Raw genomic sequence first — 25,811 nt, forward strand, 5'->3', positions numbered from 1 at the left:
AATCCTCCTTGCCGTTATAAAAATGCCGATGTTCATATTGGATTAGTGTAAATTAATTTACGCCAATTTGCGAATGCCATCAATTCGCACCCAATCGCCCTGCACGATTGGCGGGTGCATTGTAAAATAAGGCGAATAAGCAGAAATCACTGCATCTGCTTGATCAATAAGGATTCCTGACAACACAATAAAACCACCTGCATTAATTTTACTTGCAAATGAAGCCGCTAATGCAATTAATGGCGTGGCTAAAATATTTGCCACAATGCCATCCACTTGAAGCGCAGGCAATTGCTCAGGAAAAACCGTTTCAATCGCATCGCTCACTTGGTTTTTTTCGGCATTATCCCGCGTAGCGAGAAGGGCTTGGGGATCATTATCCACTGCCCACACCTTGGCCGCGCCCAATTTAACCGCGCCAATCGCCAAAATTCCTGACCCTGAACCGTAATCAATCAGCGTTTTCCCTGCCAATTCCGGCCACGTCGCCAACCATGTCAGACAAAGAGCCGTCGTGGGATGCGTTCCCGTCCCAAAAGCAAGGCCGGGATCAAGCAACAAATAAATCGTTTCAGAATCAGTCACTTCCTGCCAACTGGGATATATCCACAACCGCTCACCAAAACACATCGGCTTAAAATCCGCCATCCAAACCCGCGTCCATTCCTGATCTTCCAACACACTAAACTCATAACGCGGCAATGGCAACGGAGCTAATTGCGCCGCTAATTGCGTCGGTAATTCATCTTGATCCACATCATCCTGCACAAATAAACCTGTCACACGAGTTTCGCGCCATAAAGGGGTAGTATTCAACGCAGGTTCATACACAGGATCATCGCCATCATCCGCACAAGTTACTGATAATGCACCAATTTCTGTTAATGCGTCAGAAATGGACTCCACCTGATCAGGATGGCTGTGTAAAGTCATTTGTAGCCAAGTCATCTTGTTTTAACACCTGAATTAAATCATGTTGCGGTAAAGTGAGTTGTGGTTTTTCTTCACGTAAAAATTTAAGCGTCACCGTGTTTTCTTGCACTTCTTGTTCACCGAGAATTAACGCCCATTTTGCGCCGCTTTTATCGGCTTTTTTAAATTGGCTTTTAAAATTCCCGCCGCCACAATGCAATAATAAACGCAATTCTGGCAGTTGTCGGCGCAATTCTTCGGCCAATAAAAAACCCGGTAATTGCGCTGAATCGCCTGCGCGAATCAAATAAATATGAGGACGAGTATCCGCGACCGTATTTTGTGAAACACGAAGTAATTCAACTAAGCGTTCTATACCCATCGCAAAACCCACCCCAGGCGTATTTTGTCCACCCAAATGAGCCACTAAACCATCATAACGCCCACCCGCACACACCGTGCCTTGCGCGCCTAACTGGTCTGTCACCCATTCAAACACCGTGCGATTGTAATAATCCAAACCGCGGACTAAACGCGGATTAACCGTAAAAACAAGGCCTGCGGCCGTTAAATAATCCTGTAATTGTGCAAAATGATCCCGTGATTCTGCGTCTAAATGATCAGCCAATTGTGGAGCCTGTGCGATTAAGGATTGCAAGGCGGGATTTTTACTGTCTAAAATCCGTAATGGATTGCTATTTAAACGGCGTTGACTGTCTTCATCTAATTGATCGTAATGATCCGATAAATAATTGACTAATTGCTCCCGATATTGCGCCCGCGCTGCATTAGAACCGAGAGAATTTAATTGTAAATGCACCTGTTCCAATCCCAACGCCTGCCAAAAACGCGCCGTCATCACAATCATTTCCGCATCAATATCAGGGCCAGCCAATCCGAAAACTTCGGCACCGATTTGATGAAATTGGCGATAACGCCCTTTTTGCGGACGTTCATGACGAAACATCGCGCCTTGATACCATAATCGCTGCGTTTGATTGTACAGCAAACCGTTTTCAATCCCCGCTCGCACACAACCGGCCGTACCTTCAGGACGCAAAGTCAAACTTTCGCCGTTACGGTCAGTAAAAGTGTACATTTCTTTTTCTACAATATCCGTCACTTCGCCAATAGAACGGGCAAATAATTCCGTTTTTTCCACAATCGGCAAACGAATTTCTTCATAACCATAACGGGTTAAAATCGTGCGCACTTCCCGTTCTAAAAACTGCCAAAAATGAATCTGTTCGGGTAATAAATCGTTCATTCCGCGAACGGCTTGAATGGTCTTAGCCAAAGATAACTCCTTATTATTCTTAAATATTCTGATTTCAGAAAAATATCAAATTAATTTACGCCATTTTGCGGCTAAAAAGGGTGCAATAGAAACAGCAACTAATGCAAGAATCATCAGATTCCCTTGCATCACATTAAAAATGCCTAACCATTCTTCAAAAGGAATCCCCATAATGATCACACCCAATAAAAATTCAAACCCCAATGTTAAAACAAACCATAACTCTCCCATTAAAAAATAATCTAACGCCCGTTTAGAACGCATAAATGGCACAACTAAAATGGCGTAAATAATAATCAAAAATGTCAAAATAAGGCCACTGATGGGCAAAGATATATCTCCCAACCAAGGCAATAACATTTTTTCCCGCAATCCCGCATTTAAAATAGCCAAACCCAATAAACCAAACCAAAACACAAAGGCTTTTACAAAAAACATAATAATATTCCTTTTAATTACGGTTTAAAAACACCACCTAAAATAGCGGAGCGTTTCGCGCCTGTGAATGGCGTTAAATCAATGGGCAAATCAGCCCAACGTTGCCACGCGAACCACGCAAAACACATCGCCTCCACCCATTGTGACGGCAAACCGTATTCAGTTGTGGATTCCAAAACAATCCCTTCAGGTAATGCGTTTTGCAATTGTCGCCACAAATTTGTATTTAAAACGCCGCCGCCACAACCCAATACCCGCGCACAATCAGGAATTTTTGAAATTTCCTGCGCAATCGATACCGCCGTTAATTCGCTCAAAGTTGCTTGTATATCAAAAGGTTGGAACGCAGACAAGGGTTTAGACAACATCATGGCGCGTTGTGCCAGCCAGTTTAAATTAAAGTAATCGCGTCCGGTGGTTTTTGGCGGCGGGTCTTGAAAATAAGGATCAGCCAACAAAATCGCCAATAAATCAGTTTGCACCGTGCCTTGAGCCGCCCACGCGCCATTTTCATCATAAGGCATACGTCGCTGCTGCCATGACCACGCATCCAACAACGCATTGGCTGGCCCCGTATCAAATCCTGACAGCGGCTGTTTACGATCTGCGGGCAAAACAGTAATATTCGCAATGCCGCCCAAATTTAACACCACTCGATTTTCCTGCGTACTTCGCAAATACGCCGCGTGCAAAGCGGGCGCAAGCGGCGCACCTTGCCCACCTGTCGCCATATCACTTTGGCGAAATTGCGCCACCACGGGAATTCCTGTGGCGTGGGCTAAACGCGCCGGGTTGCCAATTTGGCACGTATACGGCGGACGGGCTAAAGGTTGATGACAGACCGTTTGGCCGGGGTGTCCAATCGCCACCACTTGATCCGCCGCACAACAAGCATGTTGTAATAATTGTAAAACCGCATCCGCAAAACCATCCGCCGCCAATCCATCCAAGCGCGCAATTTCTGCCACATTAAGCTGATTGGGCGCGTATTGACTGACCGTTAATATCTCTTCTCGAATATTTTCCGGCCACGGACAACCTTTAGCCGCAATTAAACGCAATTGCCCCGCTTGAACCTCCACCAATACCGCATCAATACCATCGACACTTGTCCCCGACATTAGACCAATATATAAACCTGAATTCATGCCACATTAACCTTTTGCTGAAAAATCAATAGGAACAGACCATTGCTCCCGTTCACATTGACGATGGGCTAACCAATGTTGATAAAAATAACGCACAAAAACACTCACCACCGCCATCACAGGTAAAGCCAATAAAATTCCCACAATACCCCCCAATGCCCCTCCCAGATAAATCGCAAAATAAACAAAAATTTCATGTACTTTTACACTGCGGCCAATAATGCGGGGCGTTAATAATTTATGATCTACCGTTGTTCCCAAAGTAATAACCGCAATAATCGCAGGATAAATCCACAAAACATCCAATTGATGCGTCATTAAACCCAACACACAGACCAAAATCCCACCCAACGGCACGCCAATATAAGGCAATAAATTTAAATACCCCGTGACAATTCCTAATAATAACCACGGACTCCATAATGACCCCGTTTGCGCGGCTAATTGGCCAATCAAATGAAAACTTAAACCATAATAAATCGCCAATAACGTACTGACTTCAATTTGTCCACGAATTAAGCGCGAAATTGCATCACCCATTTGATTTAATAACAAATCAATTTCTTTATTCCAACTGTCTGGCGTAACATCATGTAATAATTGCCGAATCGCCATCACCGTCTGTTGCCAATCACGCAACAGAATAAACACAATCACCACAAACAGCAAGGCATATAAAATTAACTCAAACAAATTACTAAACCATTGCAAACCAAAAGAACCCAAAGAATAATGACTCAATTGCGCCGATAACCACGCCCAATCTAACGATAAATCCGTATAATCTTTTAATAATGGCGCAATTTTCTGATCATATTGCGCAGGAAAATGTTGAATTAATGTATCCAGTTGATCCGAGACTTGAGGTAATATGGTAATCAACCATTCTAACAGAATAAACGGAATCACAAAGATAAGAATAAATGACGACAAAGAACGCCCACAATGCCAACGCTCCCCCCACGCCACAATCGGACTTAGAATATAAGCCAACAAAATCGCACCCAATAATAACACCATAAACGTAGGCATTATCCACAAAGTGAATAATAACGGAATTAAAATGGCTAAAGAAAACACTACACCATATTTCAACAAAGGAGTCATTTTTTTTACTCAAAAATAAGTGATGAAAAACAGCCTGCTCAGAATCAATCCAACGAATTACAAATTTACAAAAGTACCGGTTTGTATCCATTGTTCAGATTTAAATTAGAGCTTTTTTATTAAAAACTTAAAATAAATATTTTCTTTTTTTTGCGTTTGATCTATAATTCGCATTAGGTTGCAACAAGCAACCTTTGCAGTAAAACTATATTAGCTCTAGTTATCCGTCGCCTCTCCACATCGCATAAAGGATATTAAACAATGCAAAACCAAATCGAAGCCAAACTCTCTACCCTGTCATTAACCGAATTATTAGAGGTGCAACAACGCATTAAAGGCTTAATTCATTTACGCCGCCGCTCACAACAAAAAGTCCTAGAATCGCAAATGCGAGAAATGGCACGCGCACAAGGTCTGGAATTAGAAGATGTTGTTTTACGCGACAAAGAAGGCGCACGCCGCAGCCGCAAAACCGCCAGCGCACAATATCGCAATCCCAACAATCCCTTAGAAACATGGACAGGCTTAGGCAAACGCCCCAATTGGTTAAAAGCCTACCTTGCCAACGGCGGCAGTTTGGAAACTTTGAAAATTGTGAACGCCTAATTCCTCTTTTATCCCACAAAGTTACAGGTCTCAAAATCTCTCGTCCCCAAGTGCCATTGGGGACAAGACCGCACTCCCCACAGCAGAAACCGCTCCTGCCATTGCGCTATTAAAAACAAACTCCGCTCCGTTTGCAAATCCTTCGCCTCTTCCCTCGCCTGATAAAACTCCAACGTATCTTGTTCATGGCTAATCGCTTGCAAACGCCTTTTGCTGCGATTTCCCGTGTTATGGCAAAAAAAATTCACTTTACCCCAAAAATCTCACTGAGGTACTCGCATATTTTATTAGAAAAAATTATAATTAGGTTTTACTCTTGTTAATACTTAACTGGCTTGCCCACAGGTCGTTTGCCATTGCGTGTGTCTTAATAAAAACCATGAGTGACATGACCTTACCTCCTTATTTTCACATACTGAGGTGACAGAAAGGTCAGGCTGACATGTCCATATTGATGTACCTAAGAGGGAAAACCCAATGATTCATAAAAATCTTACTGCCACTCAATTAATCGAAAAGTCATTGAGACACCATGAAACCCATTTGTCTGCCGATGGGGCGTTAATCGCCATCTCTGGCAAATTCACCGGCCGAGCCGCTAAAGACAAATATATCGTGCGTGACCCCAGCACTGAACAATTGGTCGATTGGGGTGCTGTCAATCAACCCATCACCGAAAAACAATTTCAACAACTTAAAAGCAAAGTATTGAATGTATTAGACAGCGACGAAAGTTTTTACTTAGATTTGTCTGTCGGTGCAGACCCGCGCTATGCCATGCCCCTGAGTGTGCGCACTGAACATGCTTATCAGGCGTTATTCGCATGGATCATGTTCCGCGAGCCGCTGTCCGATTATGGTCATCATGAATTACTTAAACCGTTTACCGTCTACGCAGCCCCATCGGCTCATGCGGATCCGGATGAAGATGGCACGCGCTCCGAGACCTTTATCGCCATCAATTTTGCGGCGCGAGAAGTGGTCATTGGTGGAACAAAATATTGTGGTGAAATCAAAAAATCGATTTTTACCGTGATGAATTACTACTTGCCACAAATGGGCATTATGACCATGCACGCCTCTGCCAACAGCGGCGACAATGAAGAGTCGGCAGTATTTTTCGGCTTATCCGGCACGGGTAAAACCACTTTATCTGCTGATGCCAGCCGTCATTTAATTGGGGATGATGAACACGGTTGGAGCGACAATGGCGTATTCAACTTTGAAGGCGGTTGTTATGCCAAAGCGATCAAATTATCGCCCACCGCAGAGCCTGAAATTTGGCAAGCCTGTCACACATTTGGTACATTATTGGAAAACGTAGTCACCGATGAAAACAGCCGCGTAGTCGATTTTGACTCGGATAAAATCACCGAAAACACCCGCGCCGCATACAAAATCAACAAAATCCCTAACCACCATCCCGATGGCACCGGCGGCCATCCGAAAGCGATTGTCATGTTAGCGTGCGATGCGTTTGGTGTGTTACCTCCTGTGGCCAAACTGACTCCAGAACAAGCCATGTTTTACTTTTTAAGCGGTTATACAGCCAAAGTCGCTGGCACAGAAGCCGGTGTCACTGAACCACAAACCACGTTTAGTGCCTGTTTTGGCGCGCCATTTATGGCCTTGCATCCCACTCGTTATGCGGAATTATTGGCAGAACGTATTAAAAAATACAATGCGTCCTGCTACTTAGTGAATACAGGTTGGTGGCGCGGTCCCTACGGAGTCGGTGAGCGGATGCCGATTTCGGTATCACGTCGCATTGTCAATGCCGCGATTTCAGGCGAATTGGCACAAGTTGAATTTGAAATCGATCCCATTTTCGGCTTCCAAATTCCTAAAGCCTTACCGGGTATTGACAGCAGCGTGTTAAAAATGCGCAATACTTGGCAAGATAAAGCCGCTTACGATGCCCAAGAACGTAAATTAGCTGGTATGTTCCTAGAGAACTTTAAAAAATATGCCGACAAAGTCAGCGAAGCCGTGCGCTCCGCAGGGCCTAATGTGCAGGATAAAGTGGCTTAATTTATTCTTCTGAAGATTAAGCGATTAGAGAAAATCTGACCCTTCTCATTTGGTGAGAGGGTCAGATTTTTTTTGGGATTTGTTTTCCGCACAACCCTCGCCATCAAACCCCGCAATGATCATGACTCACTGCGCAAATTCTTGCTATGATTAGCCATCAGAAACGCGATTACGCTGTACTTCTCTTGGTGAAACCATGACAACCTCTCTTGAAACCCTCATCAGCTACACGCCAACTTTGGTGCGCCGACATCTTGCGGATCAACCCGACAGCCAACCCATGCCCTCAGTAGAGCGACATTATGCGGCTCTCTTGTACACGGAAATTGCGGGGTTTGCGCGACTCACGCAAGCCATTCCCCACACCCAACCGCATCAACTCCATGAATTAGGTCAAACCCTAGATGATTATTTTGGACAATTGATCGATCACATTCACGCCCATGGCGGCGAAATTATCAAAGTCTCTGGACAGACCTTATTGGTACTGTGGCCAGTGGGAATCACGGGGCCGGATTTAAATACCGTCACTCGTCGTGCGGCGGCGTGTGCGCTGGCGTTGCACGAATGGCATGAACAACATGTTCCTGTTTTTTCGCCTTATCCGACGGAAACGCCGTTGGTTTTGCGCAGTGTGGTTGATGCGGGCAGTGTGTGGGCGGCGACGGTGGGGGGGGTACAAGGTCATTGGGAGTTTCTTGTGGCTGGCACGGCGTTGACGCATCTCCGCGCCATTCAAACCCAAGCCCGTCCCCATCAAGTCCTAATTGCACCTCATGCGTGGGAATTGATTCGTGCGTATTGTCGTGGGGAAGTGTTGGGGCATTACGTACGCTTGCAACACATTTTGCACCCGCTCACACCGCGTAGTATTCCACCCATTGAATTGTGTCCGGAAACGGAACATGCTTTACGCGGTTACATTTCTCCTATTGTATTGGCACAATTGGACACAGGTTATACGCAATGGACGGCCGAATTGCGCACGGTTAGCGTATTATTTTTAAATATCCCTGCTTTGTTTGAAACATCCACCCGCCCGCATTTGTCACAACATGCCCATGATTTGGCGATGCGAGAATGGTTGACGCAAACGCAAGATGTGTTATATGAATTACAACAGACGTTATTCCATTTTGCGGGCAATATTGTCCAATTCATGGTCAATGACAAAGGATTAGTATTAATTGCGGCGTGGGGCGTGCCGTTACACACCCATGATGACGATGCGTTACGTGCGATACGAGCTGCATTACATTTGCAAAATATTCTGCATGATCATGAATTAGAAAGCAATATTGGTGTTGCCAGCGGTCAGGTATTGTGTGGACATCGCGGTAATGCGCATCGTCGTCATTTTGACATGATGGGCGATGTGATTGATTTAGCGGCTTATTTGATGCAATTGGCTGATGATGACGTAATTTGTGATGCGGCGACTTACACCCAAACGCAGGCCTACGTGGAATTTGATACCTTGCCGCCGTTGGAATGGCGCGATCACAGTTTTGGTAGCACGCTATATCGGCCTTTGCCCAGTATTATTCCCGGTGATTTTTCGCCCGGTGATTTGATCGGACGACGACAAGCCCGCGGGCAATTAATGAGCTATCTCAAGCCGTTATTAGAAGAAAATAAAGGCAGTACGATTATTCTTGAAGGAGAAATGGGCATTGGTAAATCTCGCTTTTTGCACGATTTTGCGTTACAAGCGAGTGGTGAGGATGCTTTTTGTTTTACTGCTTACGCCCAACCGGTGAATCGTCGCACGCCTTATCATGTGTGGCGGTCGTTATTTCGGCAAATGATCCGTTTTGTTTGGCACAGCGTTGATCCCGGTGATATTGCCTTTCGTTTATTGGAATGTTTTAAATCTTCCTCATCGGCCGTGTTGCATTTTCCTTTATTAAATTCACTGTTGGCTTTTCCATTTCCTGAAAATGATTTAAGCAAACAATTACAAGGCCAATTGCGGGCTGATAATTTAAATCAATTGGTTGTGACGATTATGAGAAAAATGTTGTCACAAACCAAGCATCGTTGTGTGTTTATTATCGACGATGCGCAAGATTTAGATTCCGCATCTTGGGGATTATTTCATTCGTTACATCAAGAAAAGTTACCGTGTTTATTTATTCTCAGTTTCCGCACGCAACACACCGTTAATTTAGCATTAAGTGAAGGACAACCTTCTTATCCGGGGTTAAAAAGTTTATTCGCCCAATCGCACACCCATTATTTACATTTAAGTGCCTTATCGCAGGGAGAAATGATTGCGTTAATCTGTCAACGCTTGCATGTGCCGCATATTCCGCCGGTATTGGCGCATTTGTTTCAGGAAAAAGCCAAAGGCAATCCTTTAATCGCTGAACAATTAAGCGATATGTTGTGTGAACAAGGTGTTATTCGGGTGTTAGATGGACAGTGTTTAATGGCTTCGGGTATGGCGTATATAGACCCTGATGATTTCCCTCATGATGTCGCGTCAATTATTGCGCAACGATTAAGATCATTAACGCCTTATCATCGTTTAATTCTGCACTTGACCAGTGCGATGAATGTGCCGTTTCATGCGGAGTTATTATATATTATTTTTGTGACTTTTTTACCCGATTCAGATCGAGAAAAAGCACTGGTTCAGATGAACGAATGTTTAGTGACTTTGGAACGTTGGCATTTTTTTCAAACGGTAGAAACAGAAAGCCAAGTGTTATATCGTTTTAAACATCCTCTGATTAAAGAAATGGTGTATCAACAATTAAACGAAGTCAAAACAGAAGCCCTGCATTTGGCTTTAGCCACGTGGTACGACCGTTTGCCGGATAATGCTTTGAATGCGTTAGACGATACTTTTGCATTACGTGCATGGCATTGGGAGCAGGCGCGGTCGGTATCGCGGGCAGTTCCCTTGTTGGCGCGCTTGGCACATTACGCATTACAATGGGCGGCTTATCAAGAAACGCTGCATTTTTACCATCGTATCAATGAGTTACTCAACGATGATCCGTTGATGATTTTTCCCGCCAAACAACGCGCCCAATGGGCAAGTCAGCAAAGTGAAGCCCATGCGTTTTTGGGACAGTTAGGACAAAGTCGAGCCGCATTAGAACAGGCTTTAACGCTGCTTAAACAGCCGTTGCCGCGCACTCGTTTGGGCTTGTGGAGCAAAATGATACAACTCTCGGTTAAACAATGGTGGCGAGCGCGTCAAGGTTCTCGTTTGCCGGTGCCGGTGATGTCGGCGGAAATGCGCGATATTCATTTTCAATTGGCTGCGATTTATGAACAATTAGGGCGTTTATTATTGCAACCGAGATTGACTCATTTTAGTCTTTATTTCGATTATGATTGGCTGACGGGATGTTATGCGCGATTGCAAGTTTTACCTCACGCCGAAGCAGTTTCTGATCATGCGCATATTGCGGCTTTATTAGCGCGTAATTATGCGGGATTATGTTTGACTGCTGATACTTTGGCTTTACCTAAAATGGCGCATTTTTATCAGCAGCAAGCTTTGCGCGTGATTGATCAAAATGTACCGTTGGCGAGTATGAGTTGGGTATTTTGGTGGATTGGGGTGCATGAATTGGGACAGGGACAGTGGCGTATTAGTCAACAACGTTTTGCGCGTGCCATTGAATTATCGACGCAAATTGGTGATTTTCGTCGCCAATTAGAAAATTTAAATTTGCTCAGTTGTGCTAATTATCATCAGGGTTTATTTAAACAAAATATTCAACAATCTCAAGCGGTTTATGCGTTAGCGCGTCAGCAGGGAGATTTGCAAGCGCAAGTGTGGGGATTATGTGGGCAGGCTTTGGGTTTTTTACGCTTGGGCGAATTAGACACGGCGGTGCAATGTTTAAAAACAGTACAAGAATTACCCAGTGAAGATATTCAATTATTAGAAGCGATTCGGATTTGCGGTTTATTAACGTTAGTTTATGCCCATCAAGGGTTGCCAAAACAAGCGATTCAAATGGCCACAAAAACGGCACATTTATTAGAAAAAACGCCGCCAATGGCGATTGATTTATTAGAGAGTTATGCGAGTGTGGCGCAAATTTATTTAATGCGTTGGGAGGCGCACGATCAGCCTTATGCGGACGAGCGGGCGGCTGCGCCGTTATCGGCAAAAGAGCGTTATGCGTTTGCGCGGTTATCGCGTCGGGCGTGTGGGGTGTTGTTGCGTTATGCGCGGGTATTTCCTATTGCCAAGCCGCGGGCGTTATTGTGGCAGGGTTTACATTATTGGTTGCTGGGTCGTCATCAGCGGGCGCATACGTTGTGGAAATCTTGCATTACTCAAGCCGCACAATTGGGAATGGTCTATGAAGAAGGTTTAGCCCATTACGAATTGGCACGCCACGGGGTGGCAGGCGATTTGACCACCCGCTTACACCTTCGCCAAGCCCAACGTATTTTTACCCACCTAAACGCCCGCGATGATCTGGCACGGGTTGAACGCTTGTTGCGGTTGCAGCCGATGATTTGAGCGATTCATTAAAAGCGTTCAGAATTTTTACTTTTCTACCGCCCCCTACCCCTCGGGGGAAAGAGAGATGAGATTATTTTGGTTTAGGTACTTATCATGAATCTTGAGCAACATGTTTTTTTTATTAAACAGCATTTACTGGATCGCGGTGGTTATACGGTTGCGGCTAAAGAGTGTATTGAAATTATTGAACACGCTTTTCGTCAATTGTTGCTGCGTCATTTTGGGAGTTTAGACGAAAATACGCAGAAAAAAATCCGTGATTTGGAAAAGCAAACCGCAAAAGGCGGCCGCGGTAAAAGTATCCAGGATTTTACGCTAGGGCAATTGCTGGGCATTATTCGGGACAGTGATTTTATTAATGCGTGGGGTAAGGCGAAAAATAAGGATTTTCTCAGCATTCGTTTGTTAAATTTTGATGAATTGACCAAGTTACGCAATCCGCTTATTCATGAGGGAAAACAAGCCACACCCGAACAAGCACAGTTTTTATATTATAGCTTGCAATTGTTAATTGAAAGTTTTGGCATTAAAAATTTAGAAAAAGGCAGTGAATTAAATATAGAAACTTTGCCTCATTTGGTAAAATTAGATAATCCTTACAGAGGGTTAGAATCTTTTCGTCAAGCCCATGCTCAACAATTTTTCGGGCGAGATAAAGAAATTGAAGCCTTAAAAGCATGGGTAATGCAGCGTTCATTTGTGGCGGTGATTGGCAATAGTGGCAGTGGTAAATCTTCTTTGGTTTTTGCGGGATTGATTCCCAAATTAAACGATTGGCTTATTGTGGAATGTCGTCCCCAAGATCGGGCTGTTTATCAATTGGCTGCGGCGTTAATAGACGGCTTGTATCAAACAGAAATAAATCAAGTGGCGCGTTTCAGTGAAATTAGAACGCTGACGACAGAATTGGCTAAGGATGCCACGCTAATACAAGATGTGCTTGTTCGTATTCGCACACAACACGCGCAAAGCAAGCGTTTTTTGGTGGCGATAGACCAATTTGAAGAATTGTACACGCTCAATTCTCCCACTGAACAACATCAGTTTATCGCGTTGTTGTTGCAAATGGTGCAGTCTTCACAGCCGCTTTGTGTGTTGATTACGTTGCGGGCAGATTTTTTGACTGCGGTGCTGAATCACAATGAATTTGCCAAGTTATTTGATACAGACCGTCATAAGTTATTGGGGAATTTGGGCAATGATGAATTGTTAGCAGCCATCACGCAACCTCTGACGGCACAAGGTTTACGTTTTGAAGAGGAGTTGCCACAACGGATTATGCGCGAATTGGGGGGTACGTCGGGACAATTGCCGCTGTTGCAATTCACATTGCAGCAATTGTGGGAACAGCGCACGGGTGAGCTGTTGTCTCATTTGAGTTATGAAAACCTTGGCGGGGTAAGTCTCGCATTAGCGCGTCATGCCGATGCGATTTATCAAGGCTTTAGTGAGGAAGGGCAGTTAGAAATACGTTGTTTGTTTATCCAATTGGTGCAACCGGGGGAAGGCACGGAAGACACGCGCAAAGTGGCCGAGTTAAGCCAGTTTGATAAAGCGGCTCAACAAGCGGTTATTCGCCGTTTAGCGGATGCGCGGCTGTTGGTCACCAGTGAACACAATGTGGAAGTGACGCATGAGGCGTTGATTCGTTACTGGAAACCCGTGCGCGATTGGATGCAGGAAGATCGCCCGTTTCGTGTCTGGCAGGAAGGTTTACAACGCTATTTGCAGGACAATACGCTGTTATCAGGCGCAGCCTTAGCCACCGCACAAGAGTGGTTAGAAAAACGCCCCGAAGAAATCCGCAGCGATGAGCGGGCGTTGATTGAGCGTAGTGTGGAGAAGATTGCGCAGGATCAAGCGGAGAAAGAACGTCAAACACGCTTGCTCAAAGAGCATTTGGATAAGGCTTTAATTACCCAATCGCTGTTTTTAGCTGATTTAGCGCGGCAGGCGATGGAAAACGATAAACCTGCTACTGCGATGCGTTTAGCTTTAGAAGCCTTGTCTGAATATTCAGAGACTTATCCAAATCGTCCCTTTGTTGCACATGCGTATAATTGGCTGTCACGCGGCATCAATCGGCAATTTCAAGGGACTTTTGAGCATGAAACTAGTGTAAGTCATGCTGTTTTCAGTCCTGATGGGACGCGACTTTTGACCACATCAGGTATGCAGGCTTTCGTATGGGATATGAAAACGGGTCAGCTATTACTCACCTTGCAAGGGCATTCAGATAGTGTGAACTCAGCCGCCTACAGTCCCGATGGCACGCGGATTGTCACTGCTTCTCGGGATGCTACTGCCCGCGTGTGGGATGCACTGACGGGGAGGGAAATATGCACTTTGCAAGGGCATGAAAGTTATGTGAAATCAGCCATCTACAGCCCCGATGGCACGCGGATTGTCACCACTGCAAGCTATGATAAAACCGCCCACGTATGGGATGCGCTAACAGGGCAGGAAATACTGACTTTGCAAGGGCATGAAGGTTGGGTTGATTCAGCCGTCTATAGTCCCAATGGCACGCGGATTGTTACCGTCTCTTTAGATTACACTGCCCACGTGTGGGATGCGCTAACAGGACAGGAAATACTGACTTTGCGAGGGCATGAAAGAGCAGTGACCTCAGCTGCCTACAGTCCTGATGGCACGCGGATTGTCACCGCCTCTATGGATAAAACCGCCCGCGTGTGGGATGCGCTAACAGGGCAGGAAATACTGATTTTGCGAGGGCATGAAGGTTGGGTTAATTCAGCCACCTACAGTCCCGATGGCAGGCAGATTGTCACTGCTTCAGGTGGCTGGAAGGATGGTGAAGACGGTGGCTGGGAGGATAGTAAAGACAATACTAGCCGCGTGTGGGATGCACAAACGGGGCAGGAAATACTGACTTTGCAAGGGCATGAAGGTTATGTATACTCAGCCGTCTACAGTCCGGATGGCACGCGGATTGTCACCGCGTCTCAGGATGCTACTGCCCGCGTGTGGGATGCGCAAACGGGGCAGGAGATACGCACCTTGCGAGGGCATGAAGGTTGTGTATACTCTGCCGTCTATAGTCCCGATGGCACGCGGATTGTCACTGCGTCAAGTGATAAACCGCCCGCGTGTGGGATGTGCAGACGGGACAGGCGATTCTCACCTTGCAAGGGCATTCAGATGATGTGAACTCAGCCGCTTACAGTCCCGATGGCACGCGGATTGTCACCGCTTCGGATGATAAAACCGCCCGCGTGTGGGATGCGCAGACGGGGCAGGCGATTCGCACCTTGCAAGGGCATTCAGAAAGTGTGAACTCAGCCGCCTACAGTCCCGATGGCACACGGATTGTCACCGCTTCTTGGGATAACACCGCCCGCGTGTGGGATGCGCAGACGGGGCAGGCGATTCGCACCTTGCAAGGGCATACAGATGGTGTGAACTCAGCCGACTACAGTCCCGATGGCACACGGATTGTCACCGCTTCTTGGGATAAAACCGCCCGCGTGTGGGATGCGCTGACAGGGCAGGAGATGCGCACCTTGCAAGGGCATTCAGATGGTGTGAACTCAGCCGCCTACAGTCCCGATGGCACGCGGATTGTCACCGCTTCTTGGGATAAAACCGCCCGCGTGTGGGATGCGCTGACAGGGCAGGAGATGCGCACCTTGCAAGGGCATTCAGATGGTGTGAACTCAGCCGCCTACAGTCCCGATGGCACGCGGATTGTCACCGCCCGCGTGTGGGATGCGCAGACGGGGGAGCAGTTAGCGATTTTGCCGCATGAAGATGAGCTACGTTCAGCCCGCTTCAGCCCTGATGGCTTGCAGATTGTCACCGCGTCAGATGATAAAACCGCCCGCATTTGGCTTTCTTTCCCTTCTGCGTCTGCAATGGCCGAACATGCGAAAAAAATCCTCCCGCCACGCATTTCAGATGACCCCCGCGACGCAAACATCCCCAATTGGCGACTAACCTGTGCGGAACGGGAGCGGTATTTTTTGGAGGAGGTGGAGAGATGCAAGAAGCAGGATTGATAGAATTTAAGAATTTTCAGCATGAAGTGAACACAGCATGAAACCCATTGTTTATCTTGAATCCTCCGTTATCAGCTACCTGACCGCTAGACCGAGTCGTGATGTGGTGATTGCCGGGCGGCAAGCGATTACGTTGGATTGGTGGGAAAACCAGCGGCAGCGTTTCGAGTTGCGAGTTTCCGTGCTGGTGGAAGAAGAAATCAGTCAGGGCAATGCTGAAGCCGCGCAACGCCGTTTAGAGTTAATTCAGGACATCCCCAATCTGATGATTTCCGACGCAGCGACAGAACTGGCTGAATTGCTGATACAACAAGGCGCGGTTCCCGAAGGCAGCGAAGAAGATGCTTTGCACATTGCCATTGCTGCCGCGCAAGGCGTGGATTATTTGCTCACTTGGAATTTCAAGCACATTAACAACGCGACAACCCGCACCCTCATCGCCAAAACCGTTGAATCTTATGGCTTCGCCTGCCCGTTGCTGTGTTCCCCCGAAGAATTAGGAGCTTTGACATGATAACCGACCCCATCGTAGAAGAAATAAGGCATTTCCGCACACTACATACGGAAAAATACCGTCACGACCTCAAACGCATTGTCAGTGCCTTGCGTGAAAAGGAACGATCATCAAAACGCCCTTTGCTCAATCCAGGGCCGAAGGCGATTACAAATTAAATGACTTTCCGCTATGTAGGCTATTTTGTTGAATGGGAGTGTGGTGCGGATTTGTCAGCAGATACCATTGAAGCACACTGGCAGTTATTAACACATACAAACGATTTTTGTGAACATACCCAATTGACTAACTGACTTGTGCGGAACGGGCGCGGTATTTTTTGGAGGAGGTGGCGCGGTGTAAAGAATAGCGGGGTATGATTGATAAAATTCTAAATACCTTTACTCCCTTTTAAAGCAGAGAAATAAGCACACAAATGAATTGTTAAATGCCATCTCTGCCGTAATGGTTTTCTTTACCTATATTTCCTCTCCCAAATAAGCCGCAATAACCGCAGGATTTTCTCGGATAGATTGCGGGTTTCCTTCCGCGATTTTACGCCCATAATCTAACACCACAATATGATCCGAAATATCCATCACAACCCGCATATCATGTTCAATTAATAAAATGCCCACTTCATGTTCTTTTTTAATAAACAATAACAACTGACTTAATGCCGCTGATTCGGCAGGATTTAACCCCGCGGCAGGTTCATCTAAACACAATAACGCAGGTTGAGTACACATGGCGCGAGCAATTTCCAATTTACGCTGTGCGCCATAAGGCAAATTACCCGCCGCCACATCGGCATAAGACAATAAATCAATTTGCGTCAACCAATAACGCGCCAATTCCACCGCATTATGCTCGGCTTGACGAAAGGCTTTTAAACCCAATAAGCCAAAAAGACTATAACCCGAAGCGCGCATTAAACGATGATGTTGCGCCACCATTAAATTTTCTAACACAGACATACCGGGAAATAAACGAATATTTTGAAATGTCCGCGCCACCGCTGCTTTTTGCGCAATTTGAAAGCCGCGCATTCGTTCTAATAAAAATGTTTTTTCCGAATGCAATAAAGACAAACGCCCAGAAGTCGGCACATAAAAACCCGTTAAACAATTAAACACCGTTGTTTTTCCCGCGCCATTGGGGCCAATAATGGCCGTAATGGCTTTTTTACGCGCCACAAAAGACACATCATCTACGGCAATTAAACCGCTAAAAGCCATTGTCAAATGCTCTACTTTTAATAAAACATGCTCTTGAATTTCGCTCATCATTTCGTCTCCGATAACGGCGTGATTTGATGATGATGTGGATAAAGTCGAATGGTTGGTTCTCGATGTGCCAATAAGCCGCGAGGTCGCCAAACCATAATAGCCACCATTCCCGCGCCAAAAGCCACCATTCGATATTCAGCTAAACCGCGGAATAACTCCGTTGCACCAATTAACAATACCGCTGCAATCACCACTCCCATTTGCCGCCCCATTCCACCTAAAACCACAATGGCTAAAATAATGGCCGATTCAATAAAAGTAAAACTTTCTGGACTCACAAAACCTTGTCGCGTGGCAAAAAAAGCCCCAGCAAAGCCCCCAAACATCGCCCCAATACCAAACGCCGTTAATTTAGTATTGACAGGATTAATGCCCAAAGATCGACACGCAATTTCATCTTCTCGCAACGCCTCCCAAGCGCGACCAATCGGTAATTTACGAATGCGCAAGGTAAAAAAATTGGTCATTAAAGCAAGAATTAAAATCACATAATAAAGAAAAATAAGACGGTGCATCACGTCAAAATCTAAACCAAAAAAACTATGAAAAGTATGCCCACCATCAGAAGCAGTACGGCTAAATTCTAAACCAAAAAAAGTAGGGCGTGGAATATTAGAAATGCCATTTGGCCCTCCGGTGAAAGTGTACCAATTGAGCAAAATAATGCGAATAATTTCCCCTAATCCTAACGTCACAATCGCCAAATAATCCCCCCGCAAGCGCAACACCGGATAACCCAATAAAACCCCCAAACTCGCCCCCAATAAACCCGCAATTGGTAAGGCCATCCAAAACGTCCAATCAAAGTGCATCGCTAATAACGCAAAAGAATAAGCCCCCATCGCATAAAAAGCCACATAACCTAAATCCAATAATCCCGCTAAACCCACCACAATATTTAAACCCCAACCCAACATAATATACGTTAAAACTAAAACTGCAATATCTAAGTAATAGCGGCTGGCCAAAGGCGATAATGGAAAGAGTAACGCCACAATAATTAACACCAGACCTAATATAAAATGGGTACGATGCCAAAATTGCGGCGTAAGGGACAAGCGAGGAAAATAAGAATGTTCAGGGGAAGAAAGGGGATGTTGCAAACGTTGCCACTGCCAATAGGTGGCGAGTAAAAAGCGACCTAAAAACACAATTACCATCGCGGTAATAACCCATTGCCAGCGCAATTCAAAACTTAATCCACCCATTTGTTGTGCGGTGCGCACACCAAAAATTAAAAAGGTTAAACCTAGCGTTAATAAAGCCGCTAAAAAGGCTTGTTTTAATGATTCAAAATAATCAATTTGTTTTAATACCATCCCGATCATTAGACTTTCTCCACTTCGGGCTTGCCCAATAAACCTGTTGGACGGAAAATTAAGACTAATACCAGAATAGAAAATGCCGCCACATCTTTATATTCTACCGTAAAATAAGCCGACCAAAATACTTCTATTAATCCAATCAATAATCCCCCTAACATCGCCCCCGGTAAAGAACCAATCCCACCCAATACCGCCGCCGTAAATGCCTTAATTCCCGCTAAGAAACCAATAAAGAAATCAATCACACCATAGTAAAGTAAAAACATCATTCCCGCCACCGAAGCCAACGCCGCCCCCATAACAAAAGTGAGTGAGATAGTTTTATCGACATTAATGCCTAATAACGCGGCCATTTTTCTATCTTGCTCACAAGCACGCTGTTCTCGTCCCAATTTAGTTTTACTGATTAATAAAGAAAACGCGGTCATTAATACAATAGTTAAAACCACAATTAAAATTTGTAAATAACTTAATACCACAGTATAATCTTGCTTCTGCATTAAGATAAATCCACCTTCAATCACAGGCGGTAAAGGTTTCACTTGTGCGCCTTGTAATAACTGCACATAATTTTGTAAAAAAATAGACATGCCAATCGCTGAAATTAAAGGCGCAAGCCGAAATGAACCCCGTAACGGTCGATAAGCCAAACGCTCCACCGTCCAACCATAAGTCGCCGTTAATAACATGCCAACAATTAACACAATGAATAACGCCAAAGGAATCCAAGTCATTCCCAATGCACCTAAAATTAAAAAAACAATCAGCGCGTGAAATGCACCCATCATAAAAATTTCACCATGCGCAAAATTAATCATACCAATAATGCCATAAACCATTGAATAACCAATGGCAATTAATCCATAAATCGCCCCTAGCGTAATGCCATTAATCAATTGTTGAATAAAGTATTCCATAGTCATTTATCACCGATGGTTTATGCAGCCAGCAAAATTAAAACAAGATTAAAGACACTGGCTGGGTTAATAAATTGTTATCTCGCAGATTCAAATCGCTGTTAAGCATAAAAAATAACGAGACAAAAGGCAAATAAAAATCATCACCCGATGACCGCTTATTGTTTTACACTGATTATTCTCAAGCGAAAATAGGAAAAATAAAATGGAAATTAGACATTATCAAGAATCCGATTGGCCGCAAATGTGGGCAATGATGCAACCTGTGTTTGCCGCGGGAGAAACTTATGCTTATCCGCAAAATATCACCGAGCAGGAATTGCGGCATTTATGGCTGGAATTGGCACAAGCCACTTATGTCGCGTGTAATGAGCAAGGAGAGGTGATTGGCACTTATTATTTAAAAGCCAATCAAATTGGTTTGGGCGCGCACGTGGCAAATTCTGGCTATGTCGTGGCAGAAAAAGCGCGAGGACAAGGCGTAGCAAACGCATTGTGTCAGCATTCGCAACAAATGGCTCTGGCCGCCGGATTTAAAGCCATGCAATATAATTTTGTGGTATCTACCAATAAAATTGCCGTGGGGATTTGGCAAAAGAATGGTTTTAAAATTGCGGGTGTTTTGGATAGGGCATTTAAATTGAGAAACGAGACTTATGTGGATATTTATGTGATGTATAAATGGCTGGCGAATGATTGACCTTAATGACAAGGTTCATTGGTGTTTAATGCTGAGTGGATGACTGTAAAAATTCATCCATCGCTTGATTGGCGAGTGCGTCGGCGATGTCATTTTCTCGATGTCCCTGATGTCCGCGCACCCAGCACCATTCGACGTGATGCCGTTGCGCAGCCGCATGTAAACGTTGCCACAAATCGACATTCATGATCGGCCGACTTTTACGCAGCCAATTGACTCGAATCCAATCGTGTATCCATTCGGTGATGCCTTGTTGTACATATTTGGAGTCTGTGGTGAGGCGCACGGTGCAAGGTCGTGTTAATTTTTCTAAGGCCATAATGGCAGCCATTAATTCCATACGATTATTGGTGGTGTGCGCTTCTGCACCGTAAAACCGTTTTTCCACCGCGCCATAACGAAGTAGCACACCCCAACCGCCCACACCGGGATTACCACGGCAACCGCCATCGGTAAAGGCTTCGACGATTTTTGGTTGATTTTCTTGGCTCATCTACGATTCTCGATTCATGCCGACCATGCCCGAAGTCACCAACACGGGTTGCTGTTGCCAACGGGGACGAATCAGGGTTAAAGGTAACACTCTTTTGCACGCCACTAACACGTAAATTGCGCCCATTGTGGGCAGCCAACGCTCTCCCCATTGATCCAGTTGCTGCGCCGTACGAATAAAATGTTGTCGTTGCAACGGCAAAGAGAAAAAAAAGGTACGCTGCGTCACCACATCCAGTCCTAATAAAGCTAACCAGTCCTTAATACGCAAAATCGGCAAAAAACGCCCACACCACGGGGCAACTTCTCTTTTTAACAAAAACCAATGCCACAATCCCCATAAACTCAATGGGTTAAAACCTAAAATAATCACGTGTCCTTCAGGAATCAATACCCGCTGCACTTCGCGTAACACTTCATGCGGATGATCTTCAAAATCCAAAATATGCGGCAATACCACCACATCCACGCTGTCATTGGCAAACGGCAAAGCCGTCGCATGCGCGTAAACACAAGGCGACGGCGTGTCTAAAGATCGGCTCAATATCCACTTGTGGCGAATACGGCTACTTTCTAATAATTGCCCCTGTCCAATGCTGCCAATTTGTACTAAATGAAAACCAAATAATTGCGGTAATAACGTGGATAAATTCTGCGTTTCCACCCGCAATATTCGTTGTCCTAATGGGGTTTCAAACCACGCATCAAGTTGGGCGGTACGGGTTGCCACAAGTGGTTAAGTCCTTGTTAAAAAGGCATTTTAAAGCCGCTGGGTAAATCAAGTCCTCCCGTCAAACCGGACAGCTTCTCTTGATTGGCTTTTTCAATTTTACGCACGGCATCATTGACCGCAGCGGCCATCAAATCTTCTAACATTTCTTTGTCATCGCCCATCAGAGACGCATCTATCGCAACACGTCGCACATCATGCCGCCCCGTCATCACGACTTGCACCAAACCGCCACCCGCTTCGCCAGTGACTTCCATGTTGGCTAATTCTTCCTGCATTTTCTGCATATTTTCTTGCATTTTTTGCGCTTGTTTCATCAAGCCAGATAAGCCACCTTTCATCTGTAGATTTTCCTTAAAGTTGAGATGTTGAGAATTAAAAATTAAATTAACGGGTTAGTTTTTCGGTCAACAAGGCAAATTCTTGTTTCATTTGCGTGTTATCAAATACCAGTAATTCAGGCACTTCAATGGTCAATAGCAAGCCAAACGCATCTTGACTGGTGCGCAACAAATTCACCAATTCACCGCTGAGGGTGACTGTTTGTAGTGTGTTTTGTGCCACAGCGAGATCAGCTTGTGTTTTGGCATAAGCGTGCTGCATTTTAGCATGTTGTTCTTGTAAATGTTGACGATACAAACCAGAGGCTTTTAACGTCAACTCTTGCGCATTGAGATTTGCGCTTAAATGCGGATGTCGTTGCGGGTCAGCGGTGCGTAGTAGTTGTTCGGTTTCTTTGCGCACGGCTTGCACGTCGCTGGCAATTCGCTCAATGGCGGGTAAATAATCTTGTTCTACTTTGGTCATGAATTGCTGCTGCATGTGCAGTAGCACTTTGAGTAAAACAGTGTACATGGCGTAGTAACGACGGGTAATGTCTAAATTTTCACCGCTTTCTTCGGTCAAAATCATGAGTTGTTCACTCATTTGTCGCACATTAGCATAGACGATACTGCTTTGAATAATATCATCTCCCACCACGCTGGACATGAGTAAATCCAATTGTTCTTGGGTTAAACGCACGCCAATGCGTTCTAAGCTCTGGATAAATAAGGTTTTTAGTTGATCAATCTCCTGTTGATAACGGCGAATATCGGCTTCTAAGGCTTGGATTTTCTGATCAAAACCTTCTACCGTCGTTTTCCACTTGGATTGCGTGGGCGCGCTGATTTTTTCTTGGCGATACTGTGCAATTTGGCTGTTGGCTTTGGCGATGGCTTCGTTGAGCGCGTGGATTTTGGTGCGAATCTGGTTGGTTTCAGAAATGCCTAAAATCTCCACCGCCTCGTCTAACAACGCATTAATTGATTGTTGTTGCTGGGCTTGATCGCGGCTAAACCATGATTTTTCTGGTAAAAGGGTTTGTTCTGCTTGTAATTTGTCAATTTCGCTGAGGGTGGGTGTGATTTTTTTCCATACTTCGGCAAATTCAGGGTTATCTTGTTGTTCGCTAAGTGTACCAAGCAGTTGGCGTGAGCTGTCCCACCATTGGCCGGTGACTTCTTTGGATTGTTGCCACCATTGTCCGACTTGTTGTAGGGTTGTGGTATCGTTGTTGGCTGCGGGGGCGGGGTCTTGTGGGTTTTGTGTTTCTTGTGCCATTACGCCAGAGGCCGGCCAGCCCAATACAACACATAAGGCGTAGCGCAGTAATCGGGTAGAATGTGCTTGAAATTTCTGTGTCATGTCAATTCTCCAGTTCATCAAGAGGCTAACGAGGTGAAAAGGGCTTGGTTCGTATTTAGGGCTAAATTTAGGGCTGACAACGGTTTTTATTGCGATTATGATGAGAATTTTACTGTGCCTATTATGAATACACAATGACTTTACTCAGCCTCGCCCATGTCACGTGCCAATACGCACAACATGTTGTTTTTGAAAACCTTAGCTTTGACATTGCTGCCGGTGAATTAATTTGTCTGCTTGGCCCCAGCGGTTGTGGCAAAACCACGGCATTACGGGCTATTGCGGGTTTTGAACCGATTACGCAAGGCATTATCCGTTTACAAGATCGCATTCTTTCTAAACCCCAGCAGATGTTAGCTCCAGAACAGCGTCAGATTGGGATGGTGTTTCAAGATTATGCCTTATTTCCTCATTTAACGGTATTGGATAATGTGCGTTTTGGATTACGCACGCTTCCGCGAGCGGAGCGGTTAGCGCGAGCGCGGCATTTTCTAGCTGTGGTGGGTTTATCCGATTATGCCCAACGTTATCCCCATGAATTATCAGGCGGCCAGCAGCAACGGGTGGCTTTGGCGCGGGCTTTAGCTCCACAGCCGGCGATGTTATTGTTAGATGAGCCTTTTTCTAATTTGGATGTTGATCTGCGGGAGCGTTTAAGTGTAGAAGTGCGCGATATTTTGAAAAATCAAGGCATTACTGCATTATTAGTCACCCATGATCAACACGAAGCCTTTGCGTTAAGCGATAAAATTGGCGTGATGTCGGCCGGGCAAATTGTGCAATGGGATACGGCATTTACCATTTATCATCATCCAGCTAATCGTTTTGTGGCTAATTTTATTGGGCAAAGTGCTTTGATTCGCGGGCAACGTTTACCCAATGGTCGGGTCATGACGGAATTGGGTGAAATTACGGTGGCCGCCGTAGAAAATACGTGTAACGGTCAATGGTTGGATGTGTTAATTCGCCCGGATGATGTGGTGATTGATCCGCACGGTTCGCTGCACGCTTCCATTGAACAACGGGCTTTTAAAGGTGCAGATACGCTTTATACGCTGCGTTTGCCCAGTGGAGATCGGGTTTATTGTTTATTACCGAGCCAGCCGCATTATGCGTTAAATGAGGTGCTAACGCTTCGTTTGGTTGATCGTGAATGGGTGGCTTTTGCTGTGGATTAAATGGATATGATGAAAATATTAGTGAGTAATGATGATGGTTATTTGTCACCGGGGCTGCATTGTTTAGTCACCATGCTGAAAAAACGCGCTGAGGTGACGGTAGTCGCGCCTGACCGCAATCGCAGTGGTGCCAGTAATTCTTTAACTTTGGAATCTCCGTTGCGGGCTTCTACGGCGGACAATGGTTTTATTTACGTGGATGGCACGCCGACGGATTGTGTGCATTTGGCGTTGACGGGATTGTTACGCGAATTACCAGACATGGTGATTTCGGGTATCAATATGGGTGCGAATATGGGCGATGATGTGTTGTATTCGGGAACGGTGGCCGCGGCAATGGAAGGGCGATCTTTGGGGTTGCCGGCGATTGCGGTTTCTTTAGCGGGTTATCCGGGGGAACATTTTGATACGGCTGCACAAGCGATTGATATGATTTTGGATCGGTTGACGATGCGGCAGTTGGTGTTGCCTGTTAATACGATTTTAAATGTCAATGTTCCCGATTGTCCTTGGGATAAGGTGGCGGGGTTTCAGGTGACTCGTTTGGGGTCTCGCCATCGTGCCGAAGCGGTGATCAAAGCCAAAGACCCTCGTGGCCGCGATATTTATTGGGTCGGCGCACCCGGCGGAGAACAAGACGCAGGAACAGGCACTGATTTTTATGCGTTGCGTCATGGTTATATTTCAATGACTCCGTTGCACGTGGATTTAACCAGTTATCAGGCGATGGAATTGGTTAATACGTGGTTAAACGCGGAGTAGTTCTGTCTATTTTCTCCGATTCAAGGCGTAAATCTCTTTACTTTACCCCTTATTTTTCTTATAGTTCTATAAAACCAAAGTTCACTGTCCTATTACCTTTGTTTTGTTATTCAATGCAATGGTAATAGGAGTCGTTGCTTAATATTCCATATTTATCTTTCTATTTAAGTCATTCATTACGCT

General features: G+C 45.3%; 24 protein-coding genes. 11 read left to right on the forward strand and 13 right to left on the reverse strand.

Annotation, left to right across the window (positions count from 1 at the left end; genetic code table 11):
* Positions 1-57: 57 nt before the first annotated feature.
* From prmA to TPSD3_RS13155, 5 genes are read right to left on the reverse strand one after another with little or no spacing between them, the layout of a single operon-like run.
* Complete coding sequence (gene prmA, locus TPSD3_RS13135; protein ID WP_086488975.1) at positions 58-948, reverse strand: 50S ribosomal protein L11 methyltransferase; 891 nt, start codon at positions 946-948, stop codon at positions 58-60.
* A complete protein-coding gene (gene hisS, locus TPSD3_RS13140) occupies positions 911-2,209 on the reverse strand; it encodes a histidine--tRNA ligase (protein ID WP_086488976.1) in 1,299 nt (432 codons plus the stop codon). Before hisS ends, prmA begins: the two co-directional genes overlap by 38 nt.
* Positions 2,210-2,254: 45 nt before the next feature.
* Entirely contained in the window at positions 2,255-2,647 is a 393-nt protein-coding gene (locus TPSD3_RS13145; RefSeq protein ID WP_086488977.1) for a hypothetical protein, read from the reverse strand.
* Positions 2,648-2,664: 17 nt separating this feature from the next.
* Positions 2,665-3,795: an anhydro-N-acetylmuramic acid kinase gene (locus TPSD3_RS13150; RefSeq protein ID WP_086488978.1), complete on the reverse strand. Its 1,131-nt coding sequence runs from the start codon at positions 3,793-3,795 to the stop codon at positions 2,665-2,667.
* A gap of 6 nt (positions 3,796-3,801) precedes the next feature.
* Complete coding sequence (locus TPSD3_RS13155) at positions 3,802-4,902, reverse strand: AI-2E family transporter (RefSeq protein ID WP_086488979.1); 1,101 nt, start codon at positions 4,900-4,902, stop codon at positions 3,802-3,804.
* Positions 4,903-5,163: 261 nt separating this feature from the next.
* Between TPSD3_RS13155 and TPSD3_RS13160 the strand changes: the two genes are divergently transcribed.
* On the forward strand, positions 5,164-5,508 hold the full coding sequence (locus TPSD3_RS13160; RefSeq protein WP_086488980.1) for an H-NS histone family protein: 345 nt from the start codon (positions 5,164-5,166) through the stop codon (positions 5,506-5,508).
* A gap of 8 nt (positions 5,509-5,516) precedes the next feature.
* On the opposite strand, the gene TPSD3_RS17320 is transcribed toward TPSD3_RS13160, so the two are convergent.
* Positions 5,517-5,756 (reverse strand): hypothetical protein, encoded by a 240-nt coding sequence (locus TPSD3_RS17320; protein WP_140048562.1) that lies wholly within the window; start codon positions 5,754-5,756, stop codon positions 5,517-5,519.
* A gap of 229 nt (positions 5,757-5,985) precedes the next feature.
* Between TPSD3_RS17320 and pckA the strand changes: the two genes are divergently transcribed.
* The 7 genes from pckA (at position 5,986) to TPSD3_RS18160 (ending at position 16,863) form a co-directional block, all read left to right on the forward strand.
* Positions 5,986-7,539 (forward strand): phosphoenolpyruvate carboxykinase (ATP), encoded by a 1,554-nt coding sequence (gene pckA / locus TPSD3_RS13165; protein ID WP_086488981.1) that lies wholly within the window; start codon positions 5,986-5,988, stop codon positions 7,537-7,539.
* A 196-nt stretch (positions 7,540-7,735) separates the two neighbouring features.
* Complete coding sequence (locus tag TPSD3_RS13170) at positions 7,736-12,034, forward strand: AAA and adenylate/guanylate cyclase domain-containing protein (RefSeq protein ID WP_086488982.1); 4,299 nt, start codon at positions 7,736-7,738, stop codon at positions 12,032-12,034.
* A gap of 96 nt (positions 12,035-12,130) precedes the next feature.
* Entirely contained in the window at positions 12,131-15,208 is a 3,078-nt protein-coding gene (locus TPSD3_RS13175; protein WP_086488983.1) for an nSTAND1 domain-containing NTPase, read from the forward strand.
* A complete protein-coding gene (locus tag TPSD3_RS17325; protein WP_140048563.1) occupies positions 15,148-16,056 on the forward strand; it encodes a WD40 repeat domain-containing protein in 909 nt (302 codons plus the stop codon). Before TPSD3_RS13175 ends, TPSD3_RS17325 begins: the two co-directional genes overlap by 61 nt.
* A 37-nt stretch (positions 16,057-16,093) precedes the next feature.
* Positions 16,094-16,570, forward strand: a complete 477-nt coding sequence (locus TPSD3_RS13195) for a type II toxin-antitoxin system VapC family toxin (protein WP_086488984.1) — start codon at positions 16,094-16,096, stop codon at positions 16,568-16,570.
* Positions 16,567-16,728 carry a hypothetical protein gene (locus TPSD3_RS17620; RefSeq protein WP_176329874.1) on the forward strand — a complete coding sequence of 54 codons (162 nt, stop codon included), beginning with the start codon at positions 16,567-16,569 and terminating at the stop codon, positions 16,726-16,728. The genes TPSD3_RS13195 and TPSD3_RS17620 overlap by 4 nt, the downstream gene beginning before the upstream one ends.
* The gene (locus tag TPSD3_RS18160; protein ID WP_280938426.1) at positions 16,729-16,863 is read left to right on the forward strand and encodes a hypothetical protein; all 135 of its coding nucleotides are present in this window, start codon (positions 16,729-16,731) and stop codon (positions 16,861-16,863) included.
* A 165-nt stretch (positions 16,864-17,028) separates the two neighbouring features.
* On the opposite strand, the gene TPSD3_RS13200 is transcribed toward TPSD3_RS18160, so the two are convergent.
* Genes TPSD3_RS13200 through TPSD3_RS13210 form a run of 3 tightly spaced genes read right to left on the reverse strand, consistent with a single transcriptional unit; the run spans position 17,029 to position 20,086 of the window.
* Positions 17,029-17,838 carry an ABC transporter ATP-binding protein gene (locus TPSD3_RS13200; protein ID WP_086488985.1) on the reverse strand — a complete coding sequence of 270 codons (810 nt, stop codon included), beginning with the start codon at positions 17,836-17,838 and terminating at the stop codon, positions 17,029-17,031.
* On the reverse strand, positions 17,835-19,166 hold the full coding sequence (gene livM, locus TPSD3_RS13205) for a high-affinity branched-chain amino acid ABC transporter permease LivM (RefSeq protein WP_245391606.1): 1,332 nt from the start codon (positions 19,164-19,166) through the stop codon (positions 17,835-17,837). The genes TPSD3_RS13200 and livM overlap by 4 nt, the downstream gene beginning before the upstream one ends.
* A complete protein-coding gene (locus TPSD3_RS13210; protein ID WP_280938427.1) occupies positions 19,166-20,086 on the reverse strand; it encodes an ABC transporter permease subunit in 921 nt (306 codons plus the stop codon). Before TPSD3_RS13210 ends, livM begins: the two co-directional genes overlap by 1 nt.
* A gap of 199 nt (positions 20,087-20,285) precedes the next feature.
* Between TPSD3_RS13210 and TPSD3_RS13215 the strand changes: the two genes are divergently transcribed.
* A complete protein-coding gene (locus tag TPSD3_RS13215) occupies positions 20,286-20,780 on the forward strand; it encodes a GNAT family N-acetyltransferase (protein WP_086488987.1) in 495 nt (164 codons plus the stop codon).
* 25 nt (positions 20,781-20,805) lie between these two features.
* Here the strand turns inward: TPSD3_RS13215 and rnhA are convergent, their stop codons facing one another.
* From rnhA to TPSD3_RS13235, 4 genes are read right to left on the reverse strand one after another with little or no spacing between them, the layout of a single operon-like run.
* Positions 20,806-21,273: a ribonuclease HI gene (gene rnhA / locus TPSD3_RS13220; protein ID WP_086488988.1), complete on the reverse strand. Its 468-nt coding sequence runs from the start codon at positions 21,271-21,273 to the stop codon at positions 20,806-20,808.
* Entirely contained in the window at positions 21,274-22,002 is a 729-nt protein-coding gene (locus TPSD3_RS13225) for a class I SAM-dependent methyltransferase (protein WP_086488989.1), read from the reverse strand. It abuts the gene before it with no gap.
* A gap of 17 nt (positions 22,003-22,019) precedes the next feature.
* Complete coding sequence (locus TPSD3_RS13230; RefSeq protein ID WP_086488990.1) at positions 22,020-22,343, reverse strand: YbaB/EbfC family nucleoid-associated protein; 324 nt, start codon at positions 22,341-22,343, stop codon at positions 22,020-22,022.
* A 46-nt stretch (positions 22,344-22,389) separates the two neighbouring features.
* Positions 22,390-23,688 carry a coiled-coil domain-containing protein gene (locus TPSD3_RS13235; protein WP_086488991.1) on the reverse strand — a complete coding sequence of 433 codons (1,299 nt, stop codon included), beginning with the start codon at positions 23,686-23,688 and terminating at the stop codon, positions 22,390-22,392.
* A gap of 134 nt (positions 23,689-23,822) precedes the next feature.
* Between TPSD3_RS13235 and TPSD3_RS13240 the strand changes: the two genes are divergently transcribed.
* Together TPSD3_RS13240 and surE are read left to right on the forward strand one after the other, a co-directional pair.
* Positions 23,823-24,866: an ABC transporter ATP-binding protein gene (locus TPSD3_RS13240; protein WP_086488992.1), complete on the forward strand. Its 1,044-nt coding sequence runs from the start codon at positions 23,823-23,825 to the stop codon at positions 24,864-24,866.
* A gap of 9 nt (positions 24,867-24,875) precedes the next feature.
* Positions 24,876-25,628: a 5'/3'-nucleotidase SurE gene (gene surE / locus TPSD3_RS13245; protein ID WP_086489614.1), complete on the forward strand. Its 753-nt coding sequence runs from the start codon at positions 24,876-24,878 to the stop codon at positions 25,626-25,628.
* Positions 25,629-25,811: the final 183 nt, after the last annotated feature.

It is taken from the genome of Thioflexithrix psekupsensis (genome assembly GCF_002149925.1).
Classification (GTDB): domain Bacteria; phylum Pseudomonadota; class Gammaproteobacteria; order Beggiatoales; family Beggiatoaceae; genus Thioflexithrix; species Thioflexithrix psekupsensis.